Source organism: Mesobacillus sp. ABV4_180 (assembly GCF_056158485.1).
The window spans coordinates 3,421,521-3,448,371 of sequence record NZ_JBSWTJ010000001.1; the positions used below are offsets into that span (position 1 = coordinate 3,421,521).

A 26,851-nucleotide genomic window follows, 5' to 3' on the forward strand; every position below is an offset into this window, starting at 1 on the left:
CCTTTAAGTCCGATAGCTTGCGTTTATTTTCACATAATCATAGGATAGGTCACAACCCCAGGCCATTCCTTCTCCTTCTCCCAAATGGAGATTAACGAAAATTTCCACCTTGTCATTCATCAGGTACTCTCTCGCAATTTCTTCATCGAAAGCAATGGGTGTACTTCCTTTCAGAATGGCAATTTCGCCAAGGGAGATGTCGACTGTTTTTGGATTTACCGTCGCCTGGCTTTGCCCGATTGCCCCGATGATCCTTCCCCAGTTTGCATCAGCCCCGTAAACCGCAGTCTTCACCAAGTTCGAACCTGCAATCTGTTTTCCTATTATCCGGGCCTCATCATCAGACATTGCTCCGGATACGGATATTTCAATCAGTTTAGTAGCTCCTTCCCCATCTCTTGCGATTTGCTTCGCGAGGCTTGCACAGCTTCCTTTCAAAAGTTCTAAAAAAACTGGCCATTCAGGATGCTTGCGGGTCAGCGGTTGATTCCCGGCAGAGCCATTTGCCATTACAAGGACCATATCGTTTGTTGACGTATCGCCATCGACAGTGATTTGGTTGAAGGTCGTGTTGGTTACTTCTTTTAACGCAGAAGTCAGGTCGTCACTTGATATATTTGCATCTGTTGTTAAAAAACCGAGCATCGTTGCCATATTCGGATGAATCATGCCGGAACCCTTTGCTGCTCCTCCGACCGACACTGTCACTCCATCAATCTCAGCGGAATAACACGAGTGTTTCATGACAATATCGGTTGTCAGGATCGCTGTTTGGAAATCCACTGCATCTTCGGCACCATTCCCGACAGCAAGCTTTTGTATTCCTGCTTCAATTTTCTCCATTTGCATGTATTCCCCGATGACTCCCGTAGATGCTACCGCCACATGATGTTCTGCTACTCCTAATTTCGCAGCTGCCAGCGTGCGCATTTTCAGTGCATCCCGATACCCCTGCTCACCTGTGCATGCATTCGCACATGCGCTATTAACGACAATGGCCTTGAGAATTCCCTCATGGGCAATGCTTTCCTGTGTAACGACCAATGGGGCAGCCTGGAAATGGCTTGTCGTATACACTGCAGCACTGCTTGCCGGTGCCTCGCTAACAATCAATCCTAAATCAAGCTTGTTATAACGCAATCCTGCGTGAGTTCCGCCGCACTTGAATCCCTTTGGGGTCAATATCCCGCCATCTGGAATTTCTCTGATCAACTTCTGGTCTGTCAAAGCCTGGTACATATTATCCTCCTTTATGGATACAGGGGAATCATTTCAAGTCCCGCCGTTTCCTCCAATCCAAACATGATATTGGCGTTCTGGACTGCCTGCCCTGCAGCGCCTTTCATTAAATTATCGATGACCGAAACAATGGTCAGCCTGCCAGTCCTGCTGTCTGCATGCAAGCCGATATCGCAATAATTCGACCCTTTCACCTCTTTGATTGCCGGGAAACCCCCTTGCTTCCTGATTCTTACAAAGGGGTGTTGTAAATACGTTTCTTCATACAAATCCAGCAATCTCGAAGTATCCCAATCTTCTTTTAAATCCACATACATTGTCGCCATGATGCCTCTCGTAACCGGAATCAAATGTGTACTAAAGGTTATCTTCAACTCTTCACCATTCCAAAGACTTAATTGCTGTTCAATCTCAGGAATATGCTGGTGCTCATTCACTTTGTAAATTTTGAAATTTTCATTCAACTCAGCGTACAAAGTGCCCATCGAGGGAGACCTGCCTGCGCCGGACACACCAGATTTTGCATCAATAATGATGCTTTTCGGATCAACTAGTTTTTCAGTAAGGACTGGGGCCAGCCCGAGTAGTGCTGCAGTTGGATAGCAGCCTGGATTAGCCAGAAGGCTTGCATTTGCAATCTGTTCCCTGTTCCATTCGCTAAGTCCATATACCGCTTCACCCAGAATTGAGTTGGCAACCGGCTCATGCTTATACCATTTTTTATAAGCATTAGCTTCTTTTAATCTCAAATCTCCCGATAAATCAATGACTTTGATGTTCTTTTTAAAAAATGATGCAGCGAGTTTTCCAGAGACCTTAGAGGGGGTTGCAAGAAAAACAACGTCTGCTGCCTCAGAGATTTTATCAGGATCAATCTTGGTGAGGACTTTGTCAAAAATTCCTGTCAAATGAGGATACTCTTCAGACACAGGTTTTTCTTCCCTTGTTGTATGGATTGAATGAATAGTGAAATATGGATGATTGGCGAGGATACGAATCAGCTCTCCCCCCCATATCCTGTGGTGCCAATGATAGCTGCCTTCACTTTTTTCCTCCTTCCACCTTATGCATAAATAACCATAAAAATTTATAAATATTAATAAAGTTCTTTTTATTATAAAAACTAAAATATGAAAAGGCAATAAAAATTATTAACAATATGTGAACATTTCACAATTTCATTGCTGCTTTAAAATGCTTTACAATATAATAATATTAAAATCATATACGCAAGGGAGTATATGCATTCCCTTTATAAGGTGGTATTTACATGCTTGGCGCAACAATCATGTCACCCAATTTGAACATGCTTTTCGAAAAGGTTCATAGAATTAAGAAAATCGAAAAGGGGAGTTTTCTCTTTGAAGAAGGAAATACCGCAAATGAGCTATATATTATTCAAAGCGGGAAATTCCAGGTCAGCAAAATGGTGCCAGATGGACGTGAATTGGCGATCCGGATGTGCTCGTCCGGTGAATTGGTTGGGGAACTTTCCTTATTCAGTCCTGCCTCCAATCATGTACTGAATGCCAGAGCCTCTGAAAGTGGAACTGTGGCGGTAATCCAAAAAGATAAACTCGAGGATGAAATCACGAAGGACAACAGACTAGCGCTTGAACTTGTTAAATGGCTGTCCCTTCAGCACCGCAAGTCGCAAACAAGGTTCAGGGATCTCGTCCTTCATGGAAAAAAAGGAGCACTTTACTCTACACTGATCCGTATGGCAAACAGCTATGGTGTTGATACAGATGAAGGAATTAAAATCAATGTATCCCTTACGAACCAGGAGCTCGCAAACTTTTGCGGCACTTCACGAGAAGTCGTCAACAGGCTATTAAGCGAATTGAGAAAGAATGAAATCATTTCAATCGATAGAGGCTTCATTACCATTCATGCAATCAAACAGCTAAAAAGAGAAATAGACTGTGAGAACTGTCCGGTAGAAATTTGTAATATTGAATAGATATATATAAGCCGTCAGCTATGTGTGCTGGCGGCTTACTTATTATAAAATCGGAAATAGCATGATGATGAAAAAAAGGACGGCATTTACAATTTCATATATTCCTACCTGCATGACTGACAAATGTCTGCCATAAAAGGCTACGGATCTTAACAGGCTTGGAATGGCTGCCAGGGCGACGGCCATCTCTCCGGCTGCAAGCCACAGAACTGGCACAAGCAGATGGTATGACCAGGAAATCCATTTGAAGCTGGCATTCTTTTTTTCCCGGATCATGGTTTTCACATAAAAAGTACTTCCGGTGAAAAATAAGATTGAAGCTGCAAATACCAGCACCGCATTTTCATTCACTTCCCCGGCCGGCAAGTAGCTGCTAGCCAGTCCTGCAATGGCGAAAACAATGATGGCACTTAAATCGTTCATAAGCTCCCTATCCTGATTTTTTGCTGAAAAATAGGCATTGACCATGAAAAATGGAATCATCGATATACCGAAGTAAACGATGGAAGGAGTCGTGAACAGCGGAACCATCAAAAATAATAGGGCTGGAACCATATAAATAAGTACCCATTTTCGATAGAATGGGATCTTCTTTTTCTTGAACATCAATAGTAGTGGATACGTTCCCAAATATAAAAATAGCCACCCTATGAAAAACGGGATATGCTGCCAGATCATTTCACTTGCCGCCGCTCCAAGCCAGAACGGGATGATCAGCATCGCCCAGGCACCGTGCTGTTTTGGCATAAATAACTTCATGATTCAACACTCCCTTCTATTTCATACCCTTACTATATAGCAGTGTTGTATCAAAATAAGTGAAACACATCACATTTTTTGCCCTCTGGAATTCAGTTGACACTGAACTGTCAAAAAAACAGAGAAGAGGCTGAATCAAAAGCGATTCAGCCTTTTTTCCGAATTGATGTTTCAAGTGGATTAATTAAATGTATTATATTATTCCTAATCTAGCTTGTTTAGATAATCTAAAATCCAATTAACTCCGTGCGTTTCAGCAGAGTGGAAAACAGGTATATCCAGATGGATCAGCTTTTGAACTAGCTCTTGTTTCCTGGTAAAAATGACTTTGATATTCGGCAATTTTCCCAATAGCTCCAGGTCATCCTCATCTCGCAGAATGACTGCCTTCGGATAATGTTCATTCTTGTACCCTTCTATTAGGATCACATCCGGCTTGAAGCATGACAGCATTTCGATCTCATCAGCAAGAGACCAATGTCCATTTTCAGCCTGAATCACGATCCTGCCTTCCCCTTCTACAAGCGATACAGCTGCTCCCGCCTTGATATGCCGGCTTGAATCTTTTGATTCCAGGATATCAGGCTTTCCTCCATGTCCATGGTGTTTGATTGTCGCGACCTTTAGTCCCAAGGTGGAAAGCCGCTCAATCAGTTTCAGGCTTAGCGTTGTTTTCCCGCTGTTCTGGTAACCTGCAATTTGGAACAGGGCCGGCTTCACCAAGGCCAATCACTGCCAACATGGTCTTCAAGCATCAGAACTTCCACTTCAATCCCACGCTCAAAGCCTCTTGTGCCGCCCGGGAGGATCATGAGCGAATTAGCCCCCGCCAGACTCATGATGATATTCGATTTATCCAGGCCACTCGGTGTAACTACTAGCCTGCCATCCCGGATTGTCAGTGCGCTCCTTACAAATCTGGTAAAAGGATTCGCTTTAGGGAAATCTGCATCAAGAACCGCTTTTTCCTTCCTTAGATGGGGCTGGTGCGTAAAAAGCATCGTCCTGATGATTGGTCTAGCGAACAATTCAAAGCCTACATAGCATGCAGACGGATTCCCAGACAAACCAAACAGCAGCTTGCCTTCAAGCTGTGCAACAGTCGTGACACTTCCTGGCCTCATCGCTACCTTATTGAACAACACTTCTGCTCCAAGCTTTGCGTAAATCTCTGGGAGGTAGTCATAGTCCCCAACAGATACTCCGCCAGTAGTAATAAATAAATCCACTTCACCTATGGCTTTGCTGACTGCGTCAAAGCATGTATCGAAATCATCAGGCAGCTGGCCAAAGTATTTCACTTCTGCGCCTGCCCTAAGAATTTGCGCAGAAATCATATATGAATTGCTGTTGCGAATCTTTCCTGGCTCAAGGGCCTCATCGACCTCAAGCAATTCGGTGCCCGTTGCATAAAGACCGATTATCGGCTTCCTCGCAACAGGCACGTTTGCATAACCAAATGTTGCAAGCATGGCCTGAATGCCAGGATTAATTAATGTGCCTTTTTTGACAAGCACTTCCCCTTCCTTAGCATCTTCGCCCCTGTAGGAAACATTATCGCCTTTATTATGTTTGCGTTTTGTTTGCATAAACTTTTTTCCGTCGCGTTCTATTTCATTCGCAAGTTCTAGCATCACAACAGCATCGGCACCAACGGGCATCTGCGCCCCGGTCATGATCCGGACTGTCTGGAATGGCCCAAGTTCTTTATCTGTAAGCATGCCTGCTCCTATATGGTCCACCACTTCAAGTTCAACCGAATTGGACTGAGAAGCTCCCTGGGTATCGACTGAACGGACAGCATACCCATCATATGGCGCCCGATCAAAATGAGGGACATCACTGGTAGCTTTCAGGTCCTCTGACAGATAGCGTCCATAGCTTTCGTTGATTGAAACATATTCAGTGGAGCCAAGCTTCTTATGCTCCATCACTTTTTTAACTGCCTCTCCTATCGGAATAGGATTTCTTTTCTCTAACATATAATCAGCTCCTATTACAGGCTTAAATTCTGGGATTATCCTTATCATTATAAGAGTAATGTAAAAATGAAAACATAACAAACCTCACAGTATTTTCTCATAAAAAGTCTAGAAAATATGTGGATTTTTTGTGAAGTGTGATTCACATCACCAAGCAGTAAACTGATTTCCTTTATGATGAGTATGGATACAGTATTAAATAATTTTATGGAGGGTTATTATATGAAAATGCCTTTTGATCAAAATTCTTTAGTAAAAGATATTGTCAATATATTTCCTCAATCAAGTGATTTATTCAAGAAGAACAGACTGGACTTCTGCTGCGGCGGCAATCGTCCTCTTGCAGAAGCAGCGGGTGAGCAAAACCTTGATGTTTCAGCGATCATGGATGAACTTGAGGAACTTTACAAAAAGCATAACGGAACGGCAGAAAACATGGAGGTATGGACAGAAACAGGCTCAGCTGAATTGATCGACCACATCAAGAATAAATACCACCGGGAGCTTGAAGAGGAGCTTAAAATGCTCAGTCCTTATGTCACGAAGGTTGCTAAAGTACACGGTGACCGTCATGAAGAGCTAGTGAAAGTCTATGAACTTTTCTATGAACTGAAAAAGGAACTGCTTGAGCATACAGCAAAAGAAGAAGCTACCGTATTCCCGCTCCTGCTCCAGCTAGATACTGCAGAAGAAATCAGAAGAAATGAAATCGTAGCGGAAATAACCGAATTGGAAAAGGAACATGACCATGCAGGTTCAATTCTAAAGCAATTACGCGAAATTACCGATGACTTTAGCCCGCCTATGGACGCCTGCGGAACGTATCGTTTAGTATATAAACGATTGGAAGCCCTTGAATCACATACTTTCATGCACGTGCATCTGGAAAATAACATCCTATTCCCAAGGTATATTGCCTAGGAAGAAAAGCGCAAGCTCCTTGGTCAGCCCCGACAAGCGTTGGAGGGCCGGCCGGTGAAGTCGTTCTTTGACTTCATTGGCAGGACCGAAATCGAAAAGTATAGCCGACTGCCCAGAAACGCAGAAACTGGAGATTCCGACAAAGAAGCGCTTTTTGCTTCTGCCGGCGGAGTTGAAGTTTCGGAGTTTTTAGGAGGTGACACTAGACAGGCGTCTCGAGGAGATAGGAGCCGCAGCTAGACCAACGTCTCAAGGGCCTAGGCGCTGAAGCTGGACAATTCTCGAAGTGAACTTTTTACGTTCTCATCTCATAAAAAAATGACCTCATCCTTCCCAGATGAGGTCATTTCTTTACATGTGGACACTTTATAATGCTCCTGAAAAAAGACGGGCGAACGATTCCTTCGATCTTTCAATAAATCCTCGCTTATGATATTGAACAGGACTGATTTTTTCGCTTTCTTCCATATCTTGCTCATAATGTGCCACAAGGTCTCTTATCGAACTTGTACCGAACAGGAAGACATTCACTTCAAAATTCAGATGGAAGCTTCTCATATCCATATTGGCAGTGCCGATTGAAGCTATATTTCCATCGACGATGACGACTTTTTGATGCAAAAAACCTTTTTTATAGGAGTAAATTTCAGCACCATTTCTCAGCAACTCCGAAAAATATGAACGACTTGCATATTGAGTCAGGTAACTGTCATTGATTTCAGGTACCATGATCCTGACTTCAATTCCCTTGGCTGCAGCTACCCTTAATGCCGTTCGGATTGCTTCATCAGGGACAAAGTAAGGAGTTGCGATCCAAATCGACTTTGTCGCACATGACATCATAGTATAATAGAAGTCACTCATGATTCCTTGCTGTGTATCTGGCCCGCTCGCCACTACCTGGATAGCACCGTCCAGTTCTTCATCCTGATGCTCCTTTTTTACTGCTCGATGATCCTCGAGAACCTCCTCACCGCTGACATATTCCCAATCAAGCATGAAAACATTATGAAGTGTATACACTGCCTCTCCAGTCAACATCATATGAGTATCTCGCCAGAAACCGAAATTTTCATCCTCGCCCAGATATTCGACTCCTACATTCAAACCACCCACAAACCCAATTTCACCATCAATGATGATAATCTTCCGGTGATTCCTGAAGTTGAATTTTTGGTTGAAGAACCCATATTTCAGCGGTGAAAATGGAGCGGCTTTTATGCCAGCCTCCTGCATGTCCTTCAGGTCTGTTGCAGCAAACTTCAAGCTGCCAGCTGCATCAAACATAAACAAAACTTCAACGCCCTGCTTTGCTTTCTCGATCAGGATGTCAATAATCTCTCTTCCCAGTCTGTCAGACCTGAAAATATAGTATTCCATATGAATGAACTTTTCTGCTTCTTTAAGCTTCTTTTTGATTTCGCTAAATGTTTCTTCTCCATTTTTGAGGATTTTCGCCTTTGAAGAAGTCGTAATAGGTGTTAAGGAAGCATTCTTTGCATATTGGGCAAAACATTGCTGATTCTCAGTCAAGAAAGACAGATTCCGTGACTCTTCTCTGCGCATCAATTTCTCCCATTGGTCCCGGTCACGAGTCCTCTTACTTTTATATAAATAACCTTTCAAATACAACTGGCCGGAAAACAGGTAAAAGAAATACCCAGCAACAGGAAACAGCAGCATCACATACATCCACATCAGCGTATGCTGGGCTGACCGATTCTCCAGCATCAATGAATACAGGCTGATCAGGATGATGATTCCGTAAACAAGGATAGCTGCCCCCTTCACGAATTGGCTGTAACCGGTGAATAAAATGATATACAAACAGGCTATTAAGATAAATACAAATAAAAACTCTATTCTTCTTTTTAACATTCAGGCATTCTCCAACAAGTTTATAGTAGATTATGTATACCCCAAAACTGTTTGTTCGGAAACATAGTATGCCCTAAATGAAGTTTCCGTACAAAATGCAAACTTAATTATTTCGATCGCATTCCAATTGCACTAAAAAAAGAAAAAGACCCCCGAAGGAGTCTTAGCCGCCAATATAGGACATTTCGATTTTCTTTCTATTAGCAACGGTTTCTGCTGTCCGTTCATCGGAATATCGGTCCACGCGGTGGTTCCAGATGTCTGTGATGCGTGCACGCAATTCATCATCTGTAGCGCCTGCACGCATGAAATCGCGGATATCATGCCCATTCCCATTGAAAAGGCAAGTGAAGATTTGGCCATTTGCAGACAATCGTGACCTTGTACAGCTTGAGCAAAAGGACTCTGATACCGAGGAAATAAAGCCAACATTGATATCTGTCCCTTTATACCTGTATTTTTTCGCAACCTCACCGAAGTACTCAGGGTCTACTGGTTCCAATTCATAGTGTTCATTAATCATGTCGTAAATTTGTTTCTTTGTGATGACATCATCCATTTTCCAGCCATTTGTGCTTCCTACATCCATGTATTCGATGTAACGAAGCTCGAGGTCTTCCTTCTTGCAGAATTCTGCCATTGGAAGGATTTCAGAATCATTCAGGCCCTTTTTTACGACCATATTGATTTTTACGCCTAATCCAGCTTTCTTTGCAGCCTCGATTCCTTCGAGGACTGGTCCTACACCAACATTCCTGCCGTTGATTTCGCCAAACAACTCATCCTTCAAGCTGTCCAGGCTGACGTTCACGCGCACCAGGCCTGCCGCACGCAGCTGATCAGCATGTTTTGGAAGCAGTACCCCATTCGTAGTCAAGGCGATATCCTTCAATCCTTCAATCTCGTTCAGTTTTTTAACAAGGACAGGCAAATCTTTTCGCATTAATGGCTCGCCGCCTGTAAGCCTGATTTTTTCCACGCCCAGCCCGATAAACAATTTAGCCACACGCTCAATTTCTTCATATGACAATAACTCGCTTTTTGGAAGGAAAGCGAAGTCCGGTCCGAAAACCTCCGCAGGCATACAGTACTGGCAGCGGAAGTTACATCGATCTATAACAGAAATACGCAAATCGCGCAGCGGTCTATTCAATTGGTCTTTAATGATGTTTTTCACCATATGTGTCAACTCCAATTATAGAAGTTATGATTATTGACATTGTAACAATTAGTAAAATTGTTAACTGTTAATATTCTCACAGTAACATCAATAGTCCTCTATTAAAATAGTAGATTTTATCCTTATATCTATATTACAACATAAAAACTGCATGGACAGTGTTTTTTCGCATTAATTGTCAATATGTTGTCATATTATTGGATAGGAAAATGAATACCATTAAATGAAGCTGTGAGAGTATAGCGAAAAAAATCCCTGTTAATAATATGTGATTATTCTTTGTTCAACAAAACGTCACAGATAGATCCAAACCACCGATTCCTAATCGATTGCTTGCCGATATAATAGGATTAAGATTATTTGTTTCTAAATTATGAACATAAAGCCTGATATTTGTGACGACATTTTGACAATTGGTCTTTCGATATTCGGTTAACACTACGCCGGTGTTATTATTGTGACAATAGATAATTTGCCAGGAAAATCAACTGTACTTAACCTGATTTAAATTAGCTTCATCTCTGTTAAGATTCATCTACAATACTTTAGCAGTGCCAAAAATAAACAAAGGGTGATGACCATGCCAAATACAACTAAAGTGACTCATTCGATTGAAATAAAAGAATTACTCCAATTTGCTGACCGTACGATCAGTGTAAAGAAAGGAACTTATTTGTTCCAGGAAGGCATGGAGGCGGAGGAGCTTTACTTGATCCTAGGAGGCAAGGTCCAAATCAGCAAGGTCACCCAGGACGGCCGCGAGCTTGCGCTGAGGATTTGCGGAGAAAATGATATTTGTGGAGAATTGACGTTATTCACGGAGGCACCAAGATATCTTTTAAGTGCGTTGATCCTTGAAGATGCGAAAATTGCTGCAATCAGAAAAGATGTCATCGAGAAAGAAATTTTCCAGAATCCTTCCCTGGCTTTTGAATTCATGAAATGGATGAGCGACCATTTCCGAAAAACACAGACAAAATTCCGAGATCTTGTGCTTAACGGAAAAAAAGGCGCATTATTCTCTACCCTGATCCGAATGACAAACAGCTATGGAGTCCATTTGGAAACAGGCATTTTGATTGACCTGCCGCTGACAAACCAGGAGCTCGCTAACTTCTGCGGAACATCGCGTGAGAGTACGAACCGTATCCTGAACGAGCTGAAGCGCGAGGGCATCATCTCAATCAAAAAGGGAAAAATCCTGATCCATGACGTCGATTATTTGCGACAGGAAATCGGCTGCGAAAACTGTCCGGCAGTATTCTGTTCAATCGATTAAGACTGAAAGAGTTATTATAAAAAGCGAGTGGAGCCATTTGATTGTCTCCACTCGCTTTCCTATATGCTAACTTCACTTTTTGCAGAAAATCAGTCCTTATTTTAACTTTGTTTCTGCTTTCGCAACGCTTTTGGAATATAAACGCAAAACGGCTCGCTCTCCAGATAATCTCCTGTCATCGCATAGGCACGTGAACGGGATCCGCCGCAAACATGCCTGAACTCACACACACCGCATTTTCCCTTATATTCATCTGGATTTCTCAATGATTTGAAAACAGGTGACTCCCTGTAGATCTCGGCAATCGGCTGCTCTCTGACATTGCCTGCTTTAACTGGCAAAAGTCCGCTTGGATAAACGTCTCCAATATGTGAGATGAATACAAATCCATTCCCGTCATTGACCCCTTTAGGTGCCCTCCCAAGACCATCAATCGAACCCGTGAGGCCTTCCTTGGTCAATGCTGCCAGATAATCAATTTCTTCAGTATGTTCTTTTGCTTCGCGCATCTTATTTTGGATAACTACACGGCGATAATGCTGGGCAGCAGTTGTTTTGATGTCAAACTTTACTCGCTTGCTCAACTCATACAGCCAAGTAAACACTTTTTCATGCTCAACAGGCGAAATCATATCCTTCTCCTGGCCACGCCCTGTCGGCACTAGGAAAAACACACTCCACAATACACAATCCAGGTCTTCCACCATCTTGGCCATTTCATCCAGATAATCGATATTATAGCGTGAAATCACCGTGTTGATTTGAATTGGGATTTTTAATTCATGCAAGTATTTGATCCGTTCCATCGTCAAATCAAACGATCCTGCAGTCCCCCGGAAATGATCATGGACCTCGGCAGTTGGTCCGTCTATACTGAATGCCCAGCGGGATAATCCAACATCTTTCGCCTTTTCAATTGCTTCTTTCGTGACATTCGGCGTCGCGCTTGGAGTCATGGACACACGCACACCTTTTTTCACGGCGTACTCAGCAATATCAAACACGTCCTCCCTCATCAGCGGGTCTCCGCCTGTGAACACTAGCATCGGGTTATTCATTTCATGTATCTGATCGATGAGCGCTTTCCCCTCTTCAAAGGATAATTCACGCGGATCTCTTCTATATTGGGCTTCCGCACGGCAGTGCAGGCATTTAAGTTGGCAGGCTCTTGTCAGTTCCCAAATCACTATGAATGGGTCCTTGTTAAAATCTCTCGCAAACATCATCTGGCCCCTCCTTTATACTTCACTATATAAAGTATATAAGGGTTTCCATCATGTTTAAGTGAACTACCTCACATAAAAGGGACTGATTACACGTAGTCTATGACAATTTTGTGACCTCACAATAAAAGCAGCAGGATTGATCCCTGCTGCCCATCTGTTTACTATAATTTAATCTCTCACGCCAAGGGCGATTTTTGCGTAACGGGACATCATATCCTTTGACCATGGCGGGTTGAATACGATGTTTACTTCTGTATCTTTAACTTCAGGCAAGTCAGATAGTGCAAGTTTTACCTGCTCGACAATTGTTCCTGCAAGAGGGCATCCCATTGAAGTCAAAGTCATTGTAACTGTTGCAAGTCCTTCCTCATTCAAATCCACATCATATACAAGCCCCAAATTAACGATATCTACGCCAAGTTCAGGGTCGACGACCATCTCAAGCGCACCCATCATGCTATCTTTCAAATCCTGATCCATTGGTGAACACTCCTTTTATAGCTGATACTTATTCCTATCATAACAATGATTTATCATCATTTAAAGCAGAAAGACATTATATGTGTTTTTCAAACCATTCTGCTGTCGCGATTATACCAGCATTCGATACAATATGTCCGGCATTCTCATCTGTAATGAATTCAAATAAACCGTCTGTACCCTCATAGCTTTTCCTGTTTTGCTCATAAAAATGATAGGCAGCTTCATACGGAACGACAGTATCAAGCTTCCCATGCCAGAACATCAGCGGACGCTTTTTCAATTTTTCAGCTTGCAGGCTGAGATCGTATTCTTTCAGCTGATTCAGCAAATCAGAAATTTGATGCTGGGAAAGCTCTAATTTCACATTTCGCTTTTCCATTTCATTCAGCTGCCATAAGGCAAACTGTTCAAATGCCGGATTCCCCATCAAACTTACTCCTGCTTTGATCCAATCATACTTGGCCATTGCACCAAGAGTCGTGATGCCACCCATGGACGTTCCTGCAACACCAATTCTTGAATGATCCACCAGCCCTTCAGCAACTAATTCATTTTTGATTGTCACCAGTTCTTCGATCGATGTCATAACGATTTCCCAAAAACGGAAGCCTAATTCCTTTTCAGTTAATCCCTCACCGCGTTCCCCGTGATATTTTGCTGAAGGCATGATCACCCGGAACCCTTTTTCGGCAAAAAGGTAAGCAGGATGCAGATTGCGCTCTTTCGTGCTCGTGAATCCATGCAGGAAAACAATCAATGGCATTCTTTCAGAAAATTGTTTTTGTTTTGCGATATGAAGAACGGGAATATGTCCAATGCGCTTTTTTTCGACTAAAATCAACTTTAACCCCTCCCAGAAACATGAGCTGTATAAAATTTACCGCTCTTTTAAGTCCGTAAAATGATTTTTTTACAATTTATATGTAAAATGGTTACCATAGTGGTTATACAACAATTTAACCAGCATCCAATATATGTATTGTAGAACTCTTATGAAAAAAGAGCCAATCAAACGCATAACATTAAAAAAATTGATTTATAAAAGGAGTATTTATGGCTGAAAAACACTTAATTGCATTAGACCTTGACGGCACTTTACTTACAGATGATAAAACCATTTCAGAAAAGAATAAGCGGGTTATCCAAAAAGCACGTGAAGCAGGCCACGTAGTCATGATCGCTACCGGAAGACCATTCCGTTCAAGCGAAATGTACTATCATGAGCTGAAGTTGGACACTCCGATTGTGAATTTTAACGGCGCGTTCGTCCATCATCCTCTGGACACAAGCTGGGGAGTCCATCATTCTCCTCTTTCAATCGATGTTGCGAAGGATATTGTCGAGGCACTCGATGATTTCAAATACCACAACATTATCGCCGAAGTAATCGACGATGTGTATGTACACTATCATGACGAGAAATTGATGGATATCTTCAACCTGGGCAACCCCAACATCACGACCGGCGATCTTAGAAGATACTTGAAGACGTCACCAACGAGCATGCTTATCCATTCTGAGGAGGAGGACGTAAAAAAAATACGTGCCCACCTGTCAGAAGTCCATGCAGAAGTAATCGACCACAGAAGCTGGGCGGCTCCATTCCATGTCGTTGAAATTGTAAAATATGGATTGAACAAAGCTGTCGGCTTAAAGAAAGCATCTGACTATTTCCAGATTCCGCCTGAAAGAATCATTGCCTTCGGCGACGAAGACAATGATTTAGATATGCTTGAGTACGCAGGACGCGGCATCGCAATGGGCAATGCCATTGACGTTGTAAAAAATATCGCTAATGATATCACCCTATCCAATGAAGAAGATGGAATCGGCATTTACTTAAATGATTTGCTGAATTTGAAGGCACTTTAAATTGAATACTGTTTGATGACCGAGTTTAAAACGTCCGATAGCTCCAGCTCTATCGGACGTTTTTGCGGTTTATCTTGCCGAAAATGTTCATTAGCATGGATTTCTTGGACATTTCATTGCTTCTTCATCTTCAAAATGTCCTTTAACTTGTCTTTCTTGGACATTTCATTGCTTCTTCAGTTTCAAAATGTCCAGTAACTTGTCTTTCTTGGACATTTCATTGCTTCTTCATCTTCAAAATGTCCTTTAACTTGTCTTTCTTGGACATTTCATTGCTACTTCACCTTCAAAATGTCCTTTAACTTGTCTTTCTTGGACATTTCATTGCTACTTCACCTTCAAAATGTCCTTTAACTTGTCTTTCTTGCACATTTCACTGCTATTTCAGATTCAAAATGTCCTTTACTCTTCATTATCCTGCCAAATAGAACCTGTTCCTGGACCGGTTGATTTTAAACCGAAAGAGCATACTATCAGTGAAGCGGGTTTTTAGCCTGTTTCAAATTCGCTCGTTGATGGAGGGGTAAACGATGGGTAAAAGCAATAAATCCAAACGTTTTGTACAGCAAGGTGTAGATACTGTCGCCAAGCATGATCAAAGAATCCCTTACCACACCACATATGCCGAAGCTGAAGCTCAAAAGATGGCTCATGTCAAAGAATCCTCTTTGGGAGGAATCTAAATGGGAAACAGGCTATTTCAGGAAGCAAGGAAAGCTGTTCAATTAGCTAAGACAGCGGAGCCTGCGGAACAGTCAGCAGCTATGAGTACGGCAAAAAATGCTCTATCTTCAGCCTATGCCAATACGACGATGGCTGAAAAAGAGCAGCTTCGGTCATTTCAGGACGAGCTGAATTCAATCGAAAGCAAGTAAAGCAAAAGCTGGCGGAGCTCCCGCCAGCTTTTGCTTTTACTGATTATTGAACCTTTCCAGCAAAACAGGGTAAGTGTGGATGATTTCCCCGTCCTTGCTTCGTTCGTAAAGATTCAGGATGAGTGAGCCATTTTGGGGAAGCTTGTTCACAGGGATAGAAAGATCAATTGTGAACGTCTTCCATTGGGGGTATTTCACATCGGTAATGATCTCAGTTTCAGGAATCAATTCATTATGCCCGTCTTCCACCGAATAATAAAACCTTCCGTTGATCGGCCTGGCTTCTCCGCTTACTTTATATGAACCCTGGCTTCCCTCTGCAGTGAGTCCCTTAAAGACCGGATTTTCACCGGGGATATACATTGTTTTTGTGTCTGTCTTAAGCTTCACATCCCCAATAGGCCTGCCATTGACACTAATGGCCGCCAGTTGAGCGGTCACAGTGTAATCCCCTTCTGGTACCCTTTTACCAGAAGATGAGTAGTCCCAGATTTCGTTCCATTTGATTTTCTCCTGCGGCTTCACAGTCACCGTCTGGAAAGCCTGGGCGAAGGCTTTTCCTTCAGAGTATTGATACACCTTTTTCTTTTTTGCATCAATGACGGTGATCTCGTATTTTTGTGATGTCGGAAATTCAAATGATAGCGGAACATTCCCGTTATTCTGCAACACTAGTTCAAACACCGCTTTTTCCGGACCGGCTGCAGGGTCCACATAGAAGCTGAAATCTGTTGTTCTTGATGCTTGCTTTTCTTCACCAATTGCCAGGGCAGGTGCCACAGCCATCATCAATAAAATAATCAATAAGCTGATTTTCCTCATTCACGATCCTCCGTTTCAAAGATTACTCCTTCCTGAAAAACCCGAAGATCCCTGCAGTCTCAACAATGTTCGTGAACGCATGTGGATCGACTTCTTTGATGATGTGTTCAAGGTCATACAATTCATATCTTGTTATCACGATGACCAGCATTTCCTTTTCCTCTCCTGAAAAAGCTCCTTTTGCCGGCAGAAGCGTGATTCCTCGCACCAATTTGTCATGAATGGCCTTTTTCAATTCATCCGAGTTCTTGGTAACGATCATGGCGGTCAATTTTTCATGGCGGGTATGAATGGCATCGATTACCCTGGTAGAGACATAAAGAGCTACCAGGGTATATAATGCATTTTCCCATCCAAAAATATATCCAGCTGTCATTATAATGATGCCATTCAAAGCAAAGAAATATGTACCAACCGGACGATCATTCATACGGGACAGCACCATTGCAATGATATCCATCCCCCCTGTTGATGCACCCCATTTCAGTGTCAGACCAACACCCAACGCGGCAATGACGCCTCCAAAAACTGCATTCAGCAAAATATCACTGGACACTTCTTTTACCGGAAGGATTTCAAGAAAGAAGGATGATAGCGCTACTGAGATGAAACTATATAAAGTAAAGGACCTTCCTACCTTCTTCCAGCCAAGAATAGTCACCGGGATATTCAAAAGCAAAAGCAGAATACCGGTAGAAATATTAAATGGTGCATATGCTCCGAGTATGCTCGAGATGAGCTGCGCAATTCCCGTAAAGCCGCTGGCATAGACATTTGCCGGGATTAAGAAAAAGTTTAATGACATTGCATTTAAAAGAGACCCTATCACAACGATGATGATTTTTTTCGTTTCCATCCAAACCATGTAAATCCCCCTTATTTGTTCTATTCTTCCTGTACCCCTATTTTGCCGAAAATCACTACATTTAATTGTCTTTTTCCCATATTCCCGATAAACTATTATCATATAAGGTTGAAAGCAGGTGAAAGTTATGTCAGTAAAAATCATGGCTGACAGCGCATGTGATTTGCCATTGCATTTTTATGAAGAAAACGATGCAATTTTATTCCCTTTAAAAGTCCAGATTGATGGATCGGAATACGAGGATCTTAAAACAATCCAGCCTAAACAAGTATACGAGTCGATTCGCGCTGGCAATCTTCCTAAAACCTCACAGGCTTCCCCTGCAGGTTTTAAAGATGCATTTACTGAATTGGCCAAGAATAAGCAAGTTGGAATATACATAGCCTTCTCTTCCGAACTATCTGGCACATACCAGACGGCGGTCATGATATCCGAACAAGTCAAAGAGGAATATCCAGATTTGAACTTGACTGTGATCGATTCAAAATGCGCTTCACTCGGATACGGTCTTGTTGTTCTGGAAGCAGCACGCATGGCGAAAGCAAATTCTTCCAAGGAAGAAATCATCGAAGCTGTCCAATTCCACAGCCAGCATATGGAGCATTTATTTTCTGTGGATGACCTAGACCACCTCGCAAAAGGCGGACGAGTATCAAAAGCTTCTGCTTTCGTAGGCGGCCTTTTAAACATCAAGCCGCTTTTGAATGTAGAGGACGGCAAATTGGTACCGATTGAAAAAGTCCGCGGTAAGAAAAAGCTTCTTCGGAGAATTGTCGAAGTGATGAAAGAACGTGGAGAGTCATTCGAAACGCAGACAGTCGGCATCAGCAACGCAGATGACCTTGAAACAGCGACTGAAATGAAAAACATGATCATCGAGGAGCTAAAGCCAAAGGATGTTATCATCACACCAATTGGTGCAGCTGTCGGATCCCATACAGGCCCTGGAACAATTGCAATTTTCTTTTTAAATAAACAGCCATCATAATTTACATACTCCTTTCGGGTTTTAGGAAAAATAAAATGTACCTAACCTGAAAGGAGTTTTATTATGCCACATACATCTGATAACGATAAAAAAGCAAAGGACAATAATGCCCTTCGCCATGAAAAGAATATGATGCGCGAAAAAAACCGCAAAGCAGGCAAGAACGCATACTCTAAAAAAACTGATCACATATAAAGCAAAAATAGAGCCAAGCGGCTCTATTTTTCTTTTTTATAAGTCCAATTGTTCTCCTGATAAATCTTGCCATCCTTCATGAGCCTGCCCAACGCCCGTTTGAAGGACCCTTTGCTCATGCCAAAGCGTTCCTGGATATCCTCTGACATGCTCTTGTCATGATATGGCATTGCACCATTGCGGAGTTCCAGGTAATTCATGATTTTTTCAGCGTCTTCATCAAGCGCCTCCTGTTTGCGTGGCAACAGCGAGATATTAACAGAACCATCTGGTTTTACATCGATGATCCTGCCTTCCACTTTCTGCCCGATCCGCGGCTCGATCCGGCGCTGTGATTCGTGGATGAAGCCCTTATAGCCTTCAGCCGTAATGATCCAGCTTCCAACCCTCGCCGTCCTGTAAATATACCCATGAACGTTTTGATTGAATGCGCTCCTCGTGGCCTTTACTGAGATGTCCTGAATTACTGGGTCTGTTGCCATACGTGCGTAAATCATATTATTGCGATTCACTCGCAGTGTGATATAAAGCAAGTCCCCTTTTTGCGGCCAAACGGACTTCACAACCGGCAAGTCTTCCTCACCCAGCAGAATATCCTTGCTTATGCCGATATCAAGGAATACTCCGACTCCTTCCTTCACATCCGCAACCGGTACCCAATCATATATTCCTACCTGGGCTTTCGGTATAGTCGTAGTAGCAGTCAGCCTTCCTCTTGAATCAACAAAAAGAAAGACTTCCACCTTTTCGCCTTCTTCCAATGTCTGGTCTGTATCATTGGAGTGCAATAGCACATCCTCTTCCCCGTCCGTTAAAAAGTAGCCATAATCTGCAATCCTTGCGACTGTCAGCTCCAATGTCTGACCTGTATATTCATTTAAGGACATAAAATCCCTCCTGCCTGTTATTTAACAATCTTACCCTATTTATTAAAACTGCCTAAATTACGTAAAGTTGTTTGAACTGCTATATTTTACTATAATGTAAGCAAAAGCGAAAGCGCCCAGAAGAATCTGGCGTTGCTGCAAACAATTATTTTTTCCGGAGGTAGCCATGTCTAAAGAGAGCTCATTTGATATTGTATCCAAAGTTGAAATGTCTGAAGTCACAAATGCAATCAGCCTTGCCATGAAAGAAATACAGAATCGCTATGATTTTAAAGGCAGCAAAAGTGATATCTCACTTGATAAAGAAGAATTGGTGCTGATTTCTGATGATGAATTTAAGCTTGACCAGTTGAAGGATGTTCTATTCAGCAAAATGATCAAGCGCGGAATCCCTGTAAAGAATCTTGACTATGGGAAAGTCGAGCGTGCTTCTGGCGGAACAGTTCGTCAGCGTGCAAAACTTGTCCAAGGAATTGACAAGGAAAACGCGAAAAAGATTAATACGATCATTAAGAACAGCGGCGTAAAAGTCAAAAGCCAGGTTCAGGATGATCAAGTGCGCGTGACCGGCAAGAGCCGTGATGATCTGCAAAAAATCATCGCTGCAGTCAAAGAAGCAGACCTTACAGTAGATGTGCAATTTGTGAATTATCGTTAATAGAAACACAAAAACTATATATGATGGAAAAAAGCGGACTTTGAAGATCAAGGTCCGCTTTTTTATATAAAAGTTCATGAATGCTTCACAAACTGCCCAGGGTATTATCCTGTTAACACGGTAAAATTAATGTATTAAATTCGATGTGAAATTTGTCTATTTCTAACCGAGCATTTGATAAAACATTCACAAATCCTTCACAAAGTAGTATTGGTTTTCCCCTATTTTCAAGTTAATATACCAGTAGGGGTATTAGTAAGTTTAATTTTTCAACCGAAAGGATGACAATACAATGGGTAAAAAAATCGTGATCGTCGGCGGTGTAGCAGGCGGAGCAACAACAGCAACCAAACTTAGAAGACTTGACGAACAGGCAGAAATCGTACTTATCGAAAGAGGGGAATTCATTTCCTTCGCAAACTGCGGCCTGCCTTATCATATCAGCGGAGTAATCGAGGACAGGAATAAATTGCTTCTTCAAACGGTTGAAGGCATGAATGCTCGTTACAATTTGGATATCCGCAATTTTTCTGAAGTCACTGGCATCAATCGTGAAGAAAAAACAGTATCTGTGAAGCATGTTCAAACTGGTCAAGAATACACTGAAAGCTATGATGTACTTGTTTTATCACCAGGAGCGAAACCAATCATCCCTCCTATTGAAGGCTTGAAGAGCGCAAATGTATTCACACTGAGAAATATTCCCGACATGGATAAAATCAAAGCTTACCTGGAAGACACTAAGCCTAAAAATGCAGTCGTGATCGGCGGAGGCTTCATCGGCCTGGAAATGGCTGAAAACCTTATTCATGCCGGAGTCAACGTCACACTGGTTGAAAAACTTCCTCAGGTGATGGGACCAGTTGACCCTGAAATGGCAGCAATCGTGGAGGATGAATTAAGAAAGAATGGTGTTAAGCTGGTACTTGGCGATGGAATCACAGATGTACAGGATATCGGAACGAAGGTTGTACTTGAAAGCGGCACAGTCCTGGACGCAGAATTGATCATCCTGTCAATCGGTGTCCGACCAGAAAACAAGCTTGCAATGGATTCTGGCCTCGAGCTTGGCCAACGCGGCGGCATTAAAGTAAATGAATACCTGCAGACATCAGACGAGTCCATTTATGCAATGGGTGACGCGATCGAAGTCACAGACTACATTAATGGACAGCCAACGATGATTCCGCTGGCATGGCCTGCAAACCGGCAGGCACATATTGTTGGACATCATATTAATGGACGTAAGATTGCATACCCTGGAACACTTGGCACATCCATCGTAAAAGTATTCGAGTTGACTGCAGCAACTACAGGAAACAGCGAAAAGTTATTACGCAGGCTGGGAATTTCTTATGAAGTAGTTCATATTCACCCACTTTCACATGCCGGCTATTATCCTGGGGCAGAACAAATGTCACTTAAGGTTATTTTTGATAGAGAAAGCGGCAAAATCTTCGGCGCACAGGCAGTCGGCAAGGATGGCGTTGACAAGCGCATCGATGTAATCGCGACTGCAATCAAAGGCGGATTGAGCGTGTATGACCTTCAAGAGCTTGAGCTTGCCTATGCACCGCCATTTTCATCTGCAAAAGATCCTGTTAACATGGCTGGTTACGTAGCATCCAATATCGTCGATGGCACAATTGAAACTGTACAGCACTATGATGTTGATGAATTAATTAAGGACGGAGCAGTCATGATCGACGTCCGTACCGAAAAAGAGCACGCTCAAGGCAAAATTGAAGGCTCAAAGAATATCCCGCTTGATGATCTTCGCAGCCGCCTTGATGAGCTCCCAAAGGATGAAACGATCCTGATCACTTGCCAGGTCGGCCTAAGAGGATACCTTGCTTCCCGCATCCTTCAGCAAAACGGTTTCAAGGTCAAAAATCTGACTGGCGGTTACAAGACATACTCAATCTTCAAAAAGAAAATGAATTAAACGCTCAAAGCGGCTTCCAGGTGGAAGCCGCTTATTTCTATGAGGCAATGAAACTCCTTTGCTTTTACCGTTTGGGGATTTCTTTCGCTTTTTCGAGTAATGCAAAGCTTCTGCTTTTACCGTTTGGGGATTTCTTTCGCTATTTCGGGCAATGCAAGGCGATAGTTCTGTAATGATTTACAGCATATTTCCTCAAATGAAGGATTTTCCATGTTTTTTCTCTGGTTTTTTAAGGAATTTAATAAATGTTGAATTCAATTTATAGGAGTGAATGAAATTATGCCTAATGATAGCAATAAGCAAGGATTTCCGCCTCAGCATCAGGATCATCAGCCAGGTACTGAGCCGGAAATGAAGCCTCAGCCAAAATCAGTTGATGATAATTACAAGGGTTCAGGGAAATTAACCGGAAAAGTTGCTTTGGTTACCGGAGGCGACAGCGGAATCGGAAAATCGGTCGCGACATATTTTGCCAAAGAAGGTGCGGATGTAGCCATTGTCTACCTGGAAGAAAACAATGATGCACAACATACTAAGGAGCTAGTCGAGGCTGAGGGCCGTAAATGCCTGTTGCTCGCTGGTGATGTTGGAAGCGAGACATTCTGCGAAGACGCTGCAAAGAAAACAATCGATGAATTAGGAAAGATTGACATCCTGGTCAACAACGCAGCTGAACAGCACCCTCAAAATAGTCTGCTTGATATCTCGGCAGATCAGCTTGAGAAAACATTCCGTACGAATATTTTCTCCATGTTCTATCTCACGAAGGCGGTTCTCCCACATCTGCAAAAAGGAAGCACAATCATCAATACATCCTCTATTACTGCTTATAAGGGCCATGAGAAGCTCATAGACTACTCCGCGACTAAGGGAGCTATTGTGACATTTACGAGATCCCTTGCCATGTCCCTTGCATCACAGGGCATCCGCGTGAACAGCGTTGCTCCCGGCCCAATCTGGACACCGCTGATTCCATCTACCTTCACAGCAGATGAAGTAGCGAAGTTTGGAACAAACGCGCCAATGGGACGGGCAGGACAGCCATTTGAACTGGCACCCGCTTATGTTTACTTGGCTAGCGATGACTCGACATATGTTAGCGGCCAGACGATTCACGTCAATGGAGGCACGATTGTCAACGGTTAAGAAAAATAGCATCTTATTACAATCAAAAAAAGCAAAGCGGCTGCTTTGCTTTTTTGTGTTTATACCAATACTTCCTTATTGTCTTTCGGAGAGCCGCATGAAAATCTTGAAACAATCTTGAACGGAACGATGATCCTCTTGATTGGTTCATCAGGGTTTTCAATTTTTTGAATCAAGCTTTTTGCAGCCTGGTAACCAAGCTCAAATATATTTATGTCTACCGATGTAAGCGGCGGTCGAGCCATCTCGGCGATCAGGACGTTATTGAAGCTGACGATTGATATGTCATCAGGCACGACAATTCCCATTTCATCAAGTTTATTCAATACACCAAGAGCCATCAGGTCGTCTGTAACCACCATCGCAGTCGGTGGCTTATCCAGTGAAAGCAGGACCTGTACTGCATCCTGGCCACTCTCACGAAGGAATTCATCATTGACGATATATTCATCCACAAGCTGGATACCTGAATTTCTCAGCGCCTTCTCATAGCCAAGCAATCGTTCAACCGTCACGACCAGGTCAAGATTACCGCCAATGAAGCCGATTCTGTCATGGCCGAGCTGGATTAGATGTTCGGTTACTTCTTTTCCGGCCTTAAAATTGTCATTATCGACATAGCTTGTATTTTCATCATCTTTAAAAGGTTTCCCAATGACAACAAACGGAAAATCTCTTTCGTTCAAGTAGGAAATAACCTTATCTTCTACTTTGGAATATAGAAGGACAACGCCGTCGACTCTGCCGCCCTGTACCATTGAGACTACACCATCAAAGATTTCATCCTCTGTCTTACCAGTCGTCATGTGAAGTGCATATTGCTTAGAATGGGCGCCTTCACTCAATCCTGTCAGAACAGTCGGAAAGAATGGGTTCTGGAAAACCACATCCGTAGAGCTTGGCATGACTAGCCCGATTGCCCGTGTAGATTGGCTTGCAAGGCTTCTGGCGATAAAGTTTGGGTGATACCCAAGCTGGTCCATAACCTCCCTGACTCGTTCCTTCGTTTTTTCGCTAATCCTGGGACTGTTGGCGATAACACGCGAGACAGTTGAAGGCGCGACATTTGCAACCTTCGCAACATCTTTAATTGTGACAGCCATTAAGTTCCCCTCCCTCTTGCCAGAAAAATTCCTTATCTATATTATAAATGAATTGTCCAAGTTTGTTCCGTATTTTTTTCACTGTTCTTCAAATTGCCGTTGATTACAGTGGTGGTAAGTTTTGTCGGTGCATTCCTTCTACTTTTTCTTACTTCTAGCCCTTTTTACAAGCAGGAAAATGAAGCCAAAGAAAGCTGCATACACAGAGCCCATCGCGATTAGATAAGGGATATTCAATCCTGTTTTTTCAGCAAGAACATAAATCTCGGCTTTCTCACGGTCAACAGCCAGATTATATTCCCCGTTCTTGCTTCTGACAAGATCGTCAGCCAGCAATCCTCGCAATTCTTTGTCATCTTCCAATTGGTCAGAAGTCAATGTGATGTTCTGGGTATTGGTTGTGTTATTGATTGCGATGACAGTTGTTTCATTCTTATAAGTCCGCTTGAAAACGGCCATGCCCTTCTTTTCATAAAGGACTTCAAGGTCACCTCGGGTCAACGATGGCAAATCATTGCGAAGCTCGCCGATCTTTGTAATATAGTCGATCAGTTCCTTATCTGCCCTGAAGCTCATCTGCCTGCGGTTATCCGGATCTTCCCCTCCATCGAGGGCGATTTCGCTTCCATAATAGACAATCGGAATCCCTGGAGCCGTATACATATAGGTCAGCGCCATTTTCCACCTGGTTCCGGGATGCTGTCTGTTCTGAACCGCTTTCCTTGTAAACCTGACCATATCATGGTTATCAATGAAATTCCCCATCAATTCAGGATTCTCATAAATCGCCTTATTTCTTTTTGCTGTTGTTAATAGCCAGTCCAATGTCTGGTCTGGTTTTTCGAAGGCCGTACGCAGCTGATCATTCAGTGGAAAATCAACAAAACCATCAATCCCAGCCTTATCATATTCAGCGATATAATTTGGATCCTCCGACCAAACCTCGCCAATGAGGTAAAAATCATCCTTGACACTTTTCACTTCTTTTGAAAAATCGGCCCAAAAATCAACCGGCACGTGTCGGACAGTATCAAGTCTATAACCATCTATGTCTGTCTCTTCAATCCACCATTTAGCGGCGTCCATCAAGTATTTTTTTGTCTCAGGATTTTCCTGGGCAAGATCCGGGAGGCCATACAGCCAGTTATTTTCAAGCTGTTCCTGGTCATCCCAGTCAATGATGTCCTGCTTCTCATGGAACCAGTCCTGCTTTGAAGGGTCGTTTACCCACTGGTGCTCAGGTGCGACGTGGTTTACGACAAAATCAAGAATTATTTTGATATCACGTTTATGCGCTTCTTTTACAAGCTCTTTGAATTTGTCAACGCTTCCAAAATGCTCTTCTGTATTATAGAAGTCATTGATCCAATATCCATGGTAGCCTTTGTCGACATTATCGAAAACCGGGGTCAGCCAGATTGCTGTGAATCCCATGTCCTTTATGTAGTCGAGCTCGTTGATGATCCCATCGAAGTCGCCTCCATGGTAAGCCTTCGGGTCATTTGTATCAACCTTGAAATCATTGCTATTGTCTCCGTTATTAAAACGGTCCACCATTAAAAAGTAAATGGTTTCATCCTGCCATTTGCGTCCTTCTTTTTCAACTGCGCCTACAGGGAGGGCGTAAAAAAGAAGAAACGGAATCAAGATGAAGATGAGTCTTTTTTTCATCTCCGCTCCTCCTCATAATTTAAGCAAAGGCCGAATCCGGCCTTTGCTTAAAAAGTGTTTGCCCTAATAGATTATCCTTTTGTTCCTCCAGCCGTCAAACCAGAAACAAAGTATTTTTGGAATGACAGGAACAGGATCGCGATTGGAACTGCTATTAATACAGCACCTGCCGCGAATGTTGTGAATTCTGCTCCGAACTGTTTTGCGACCATGTCGTATAGTCCAACAGCGAGAGTATATTTGCTCTCAGTCCTTAAGAGCACTGTTGCCAAAATAAAATCTCCAAATGGAGCGATGAAAGAGAACAATGCAATAACTGCAATGATTGGTGTCGCAAGCGGCATTACGATCTGGAAGAAAATCCTCAGGTGACCCGCTCCATCCATTTTTGCTGATTCATCAAGCTCTTTTGGAATCGTATCAAGATACCCCTTCATCAGCCATGTATTCATTGGAATGGCTCCACCAACATATACAAGAATCAAGCCAAGATGTGTATCCAATAATTTAGTCAGCAAAGCAAGGATGAAAATCGCGATCAATGCTGCAAAGTTAGGAATCATTTGCAGAATCAAGAATGTCATCAAGCTGTTTTTACGGCCGATGAAGCGGTAGCGCGAGAACGAGTAAGCCGTCAAGCTTACAAGGATGACAGTGAAAATCATCGTCAAAACACTTACCTTCAAGGAATTCCAGTACCAGTACAAATAGTTGCTTCGCTCAAGATCGAATAACTCCTGGTAATGTGCAAGTGTTGCATTCTTTGGAATAATGTTTGAACCAGAAAGACTTTGCCCCGGGTTGAAGGATGAACCGACAATCCAAAGAAGTGGATAAATAATGATCGCAAACATGGCCAAAATCACAAGATACGTTAGTGTCAGTCTGATATATTTCTGTCGTTTAATACTCAT

28 protein-coding genes are annotated in these 26,851 nt (G+C 42.7%); 12 read left to right on the top strand and 16 right to left on the bottom strand.

Annotation, left to right across the window (positions count from 1 at the left end):
- Window positions 1-3: 3 nt before the first annotated feature.
- Together argJ and argC are read right to left on the bottom strand one after the other, a co-directional pair.
- Window positions 4-1,239, bottom strand: coding sequence for a bifunctional ornithine acetyltransferase/N-acetylglutamate synthase (argJ, locus tag ACXAEA_RS17525; RefSeq protein WP_475097144.1), 1,236 nt, complete (start codon window positions 1,237-1,239; stop codon window positions 4-6).
- A gap of 11 nt (window positions 1,240-1,250) precedes the next feature.
- A complete protein-coding gene (gene argC, locus ACXAEA_RS17530) occupies window positions 1,251-2,381 on the bottom strand; it encodes an N-acetyl-gamma-glutamyl-phosphate reductase (protein ID WP_475097145.1) in 1,131 nt (376 codons plus the stop codon).
- Window positions 2,382-2,527: 146 nt separating this feature from the next.
- On the opposite strand from argC, the gene ACXAEA_RS17535 reads away from it, so the two are divergent.
- Window positions 2,528-3,202: a Crp/Fnr family transcriptional regulator gene (locus ACXAEA_RS17535; protein WP_475098162.1), complete on the top strand. Its 675-nt coding sequence runs from the start codon at window positions 2,528-2,530 to the stop codon at window positions 3,200-3,202.
- A gap of 42 nt (window positions 3,203-3,244) precedes the next feature.
- Here ACXAEA_RS17535 and ACXAEA_RS17540 read toward each other — a convergent pair whose 3' ends face one another.
- From ACXAEA_RS17540 to ACXAEA_RS17550, 3 genes are all read right to left on the bottom strand, one after another.
- Window positions 3,245-3,961 carry a YwiC-like family protein gene (locus ACXAEA_RS17540; RefSeq protein ID WP_475097146.1) on the bottom strand — a complete coding sequence of 239 codons (717 nt, stop codon included), beginning with the start codon at window positions 3,959-3,961 and terminating at the stop codon, window positions 3,245-3,247.
- Window positions 3,962-4,165: 204 nt separating this feature from the next.
- Window positions 4,166-4,681, bottom strand: coding sequence for a molybdopterin-guanine dinucleotide biosynthesis protein B (gene mobB, locus ACXAEA_RS17545; RefSeq protein WP_475098163.1), 516 nt, complete (start codon window positions 4,679-4,681; stop codon window positions 4,166-4,168).
- Complete coding sequence (locus ACXAEA_RS17550) at window positions 4,678-5,943, bottom strand: molybdopterin molybdotransferase MoeA (protein ID WP_475097147.1); 1,266 nt, start codon at window positions 5,941-5,943, stop codon at window positions 4,678-4,680. The genes mobB and ACXAEA_RS17550 overlap by 4 nt, the downstream gene beginning before the upstream one ends.
- Before the next feature lie 222 nt (window positions 5,944-6,165).
- Between ACXAEA_RS17550 and ric the strand changes: the two genes are divergently transcribed.
- Window positions 6,166-6,864, top strand: coding sequence for an iron-sulfur cluster repair di-iron protein (ric, locus tag ACXAEA_RS17555; RefSeq protein WP_475097148.1), 699 nt, complete (start codon window positions 6,166-6,168; stop codon window positions 6,862-6,864).
- Window positions 6,865-6,918: 54 nt separating this feature from the next.
- On the top strand, window positions 6,919-7,104 hold the full coding sequence (locus ACXAEA_RS17560) for a hypothetical protein (RefSeq protein WP_475097149.1): 186 nt from the start codon (window positions 6,919-6,921) through the stop codon (window positions 7,102-7,104).
- 126 nt (window positions 7,105-7,230) lie between these two features.
- Here ACXAEA_RS17560 and cls read toward each other — a convergent pair whose 3' ends face one another.
- Both cls and moaA read right to left on the bottom strand, forming a co-directional pair.
- Window positions 7,231-8,742: a cardiolipin synthase gene (gene cls, locus ACXAEA_RS17565; RefSeq protein WP_475097150.1), complete on the bottom strand. Its 1,512-nt coding sequence runs from the start codon at window positions 8,740-8,742 to the stop codon at window positions 7,231-7,233.
- A 163-nt stretch (window positions 8,743-8,905) separates the two neighbouring features.
- Window positions 8,906-9,922: a GTP 3',8-cyclase MoaA gene (gene moaA, locus ACXAEA_RS17570; protein WP_475097151.1), complete on the bottom strand. Its 1,017-nt coding sequence runs from the start codon at window positions 9,920-9,922 to the stop codon at window positions 8,906-8,908.
- A 580-nt stretch (window positions 9,923-10,502) separates the two neighbouring features.
- Here moaA and ACXAEA_RS17575 point away from each other — a divergent pair.
- Window positions 10,503-11,201 (top strand): Crp/Fnr family transcriptional regulator, encoded by a 699-nt coding sequence (locus ACXAEA_RS17575; RefSeq protein ID WP_475097152.1) that lies wholly within the window; start codon window positions 10,503-10,505, stop codon window positions 11,199-11,201.
- Window positions 11,202-11,302: 101 nt separating this feature from the next.
- Here the strand turns inward: ACXAEA_RS17575 and ACXAEA_RS17580 are convergent, their stop codons facing one another.
- The 3 genes from ACXAEA_RS17580 to ACXAEA_RS17590 all read right to left on the bottom strand — a co-directional run bounded on the left by ACXAEA_RS17580 (window position 11,303) and on the right by ACXAEA_RS17590 (window position 13,751).
- A complete protein-coding gene (locus ACXAEA_RS17580) occupies window positions 11,303-12,424 on the bottom strand; it encodes a TIGR04053 family radical SAM/SPASM domain-containing protein (RefSeq protein WP_475098164.1) in 1,122 nt (373 codons plus the stop codon).
- A gap of 171 nt (window positions 12,425-12,595) precedes the next feature.
- On the bottom strand, window positions 12,596-12,907 hold the full coding sequence (locus ACXAEA_RS17585) for a metal-sulfur cluster assembly factor (protein ID WP_475097153.1): 312 nt from the start codon (window positions 12,905-12,907) through the stop codon (window positions 12,596-12,598).
- Window positions 12,908-12,983: 76 nt separating this feature from the next.
- Window positions 12,984-13,751, bottom strand: a complete 768-nt coding sequence (locus tag ACXAEA_RS17590; protein ID WP_475097154.1) for a prolyl oligopeptidase family serine peptidase — start codon at window positions 13,749-13,751, stop codon at window positions 12,984-12,986.
- Window positions 13,752-13,963: 212 nt separating this feature from the next.
- Here ACXAEA_RS17590 and ACXAEA_RS17595 point away from each other — a divergent pair, with 212 nt between their 5' ends.
- The 3 genes from ACXAEA_RS17595 to ACXAEA_RS17605 all read left to right on the top strand — a co-directional run bounded on the left by ACXAEA_RS17595 (window position 13,964) and on the right by ACXAEA_RS17605 (window position 15,657).
- On the top strand, window positions 13,964-14,782 hold the full coding sequence (locus tag ACXAEA_RS17595) for a Cof-type HAD-IIB family hydrolase (RefSeq protein ID WP_475097155.1): 819 nt from the start codon (window positions 13,964-13,966) through the stop codon (window positions 14,780-14,782).
- A gap of 530 nt (window positions 14,783-15,312) precedes the next feature.
- The gene (locus tag ACXAEA_RS17600) at window positions 15,313-15,465 is read left to right on the top strand and encodes a hypothetical protein (protein WP_475097156.1); all 153 of its coding nucleotides are present in this window, start codon (window positions 15,313-15,315) and stop codon (window positions 15,463-15,465) included.
- Window positions 15,466-15,657, top strand: coding sequence for a DUF3813 domain-containing protein (locus tag ACXAEA_RS17605; RefSeq protein ID WP_475097157.1), 192 nt, complete (start codon window positions 15,466-15,468; stop codon window positions 15,655-15,657).
- A gap of 36 nt (window positions 15,658-15,693) precedes the next feature.
- Here the strand turns inward: ACXAEA_RS17605 and ACXAEA_RS17610 are convergent, their stop codons facing one another.
- Both ACXAEA_RS17610 and ACXAEA_RS17615 read right to left on the bottom strand, forming a co-directional pair.
- Window positions 15,694-16,479, bottom strand: coding sequence for a BsuPI-related putative proteinase inhibitor (locus ACXAEA_RS17610; protein WP_475097158.1), 786 nt, complete (start codon window positions 16,477-16,479; stop codon window positions 15,694-15,696).
- Window positions 16,480-16,501: 22 nt separating this feature from the next.
- On the bottom strand, window positions 16,502-17,344 hold the full coding sequence (locus tag ACXAEA_RS17615; RefSeq protein WP_475097159.1) for a YitT family protein: 843 nt from the start codon (window positions 17,342-17,344) through the stop codon (window positions 16,502-16,504).
- 127 nt (window positions 17,345-17,471) lie between these two features.
- On the opposite strand from ACXAEA_RS17615, the gene ACXAEA_RS17620 reads away from it, so the two are divergent.
- Together ACXAEA_RS17620 and ACXAEA_RS17625 are read left to right on the top strand one after the other, a co-directional pair.
- A complete protein-coding gene (locus tag ACXAEA_RS17620; protein WP_475097160.1) occupies window positions 17,472-18,332 on the top strand; it encodes a DegV family protein in 861 nt (286 codons plus the stop codon).
- A gap of 63 nt (window positions 18,333-18,395) precedes the next feature.
- The gene (locus ACXAEA_RS17625) at window positions 18,396-18,527 is read left to right on the top strand and encodes a DUF3941 domain-containing protein (RefSeq protein ID WP_475097161.1); all 132 of its coding nucleotides are present in this window, start codon (window positions 18,396-18,398) and stop codon (window positions 18,525-18,527) included.
- A 23-nt stretch (window positions 18,528-18,550) separates the two neighbouring features.
- Here the strand turns inward: ACXAEA_RS17625 and ACXAEA_RS17630 are convergent, their stop codons facing one another.
- Window positions 18,551-19,414, bottom strand: coding sequence for a CvfB family protein (locus ACXAEA_RS17630; RefSeq protein ID WP_475097162.1), 864 nt, complete (start codon window positions 19,412-19,414; stop codon window positions 18,551-18,553).
- A gap of 166 nt (window positions 19,415-19,580) precedes the next feature.
- Here ACXAEA_RS17630 and ACXAEA_RS17635 point away from each other — a divergent pair, with 166 nt between their 5' ends.
- The 3 genes from ACXAEA_RS17635 to ACXAEA_RS17645 all read left to right on the top strand — a co-directional run bounded on the left by ACXAEA_RS17635 (window position 19,581) and on the right by ACXAEA_RS17645 (window position 23,163).
- Window positions 19,581-20,072 carry a YajQ family cyclic di-GMP-binding protein gene (locus ACXAEA_RS17635; protein WP_475097163.1) on the top strand — a complete coding sequence of 164 codons (492 nt, stop codon included), beginning with the start codon at window positions 19,581-19,583 and terminating at the stop codon, window positions 20,070-20,072.
- A gap of 292 nt (window positions 20,073-20,364) precedes the next feature.
- Window positions 20,365-22,017: a CoA-disulfide reductase gene (locus tag ACXAEA_RS17640; protein WP_475097164.1), complete on the top strand. Its 1,653-nt coding sequence runs from the start codon at window positions 20,365-20,367 to the stop codon at window positions 22,015-22,017.
- Window positions 22,018-22,296: 279 nt separating this feature from the next.
- On the top strand, window positions 22,297-23,163 hold the full coding sequence (locus ACXAEA_RS17645) for an SDR family oxidoreductase (protein ID WP_475097165.1): 867 nt from the start codon (window positions 22,297-22,299) through the stop codon (window positions 23,161-23,163).
- 59 nt (window positions 23,164-23,222) lie between these two features.
- On the opposite strand, the gene ACXAEA_RS17650 is transcribed toward ACXAEA_RS17645, so the two are convergent.
- The 3 genes from ACXAEA_RS17650 to ACXAEA_RS17660 all read right to left on the bottom strand — a co-directional run bounded on the left by ACXAEA_RS17650 (window position 23,223) and on the right by ACXAEA_RS17660 (window position 26,851).
- Window positions 23,223-24,266: a LacI family DNA-binding transcriptional regulator gene (locus ACXAEA_RS17650; RefSeq protein ID WP_475097166.1), complete on the bottom strand. Its 1,044-nt coding sequence runs from the start codon at window positions 24,264-24,266 to the stop codon at window positions 23,223-23,225.
- 138 nt (window positions 24,267-24,404) lie between these two features.
- On the bottom strand, window positions 24,405-25,937 hold the full coding sequence (locus ACXAEA_RS17655; protein ID WP_475097167.1) for an alpha-amylase family glycosyl hydrolase: 1,533 nt from the start codon (window positions 25,935-25,937) through the stop codon (window positions 24,405-24,407).
- Window positions 25,938-26,008: 71 nt separating this feature from the next.
- Complete coding sequence (locus tag ACXAEA_RS17660; protein WP_475097168.1) at window positions 26,009-26,851, bottom strand: sugar ABC transporter permease; 843 nt, start codon at window positions 26,849-26,851, stop codon at window positions 26,009-26,011.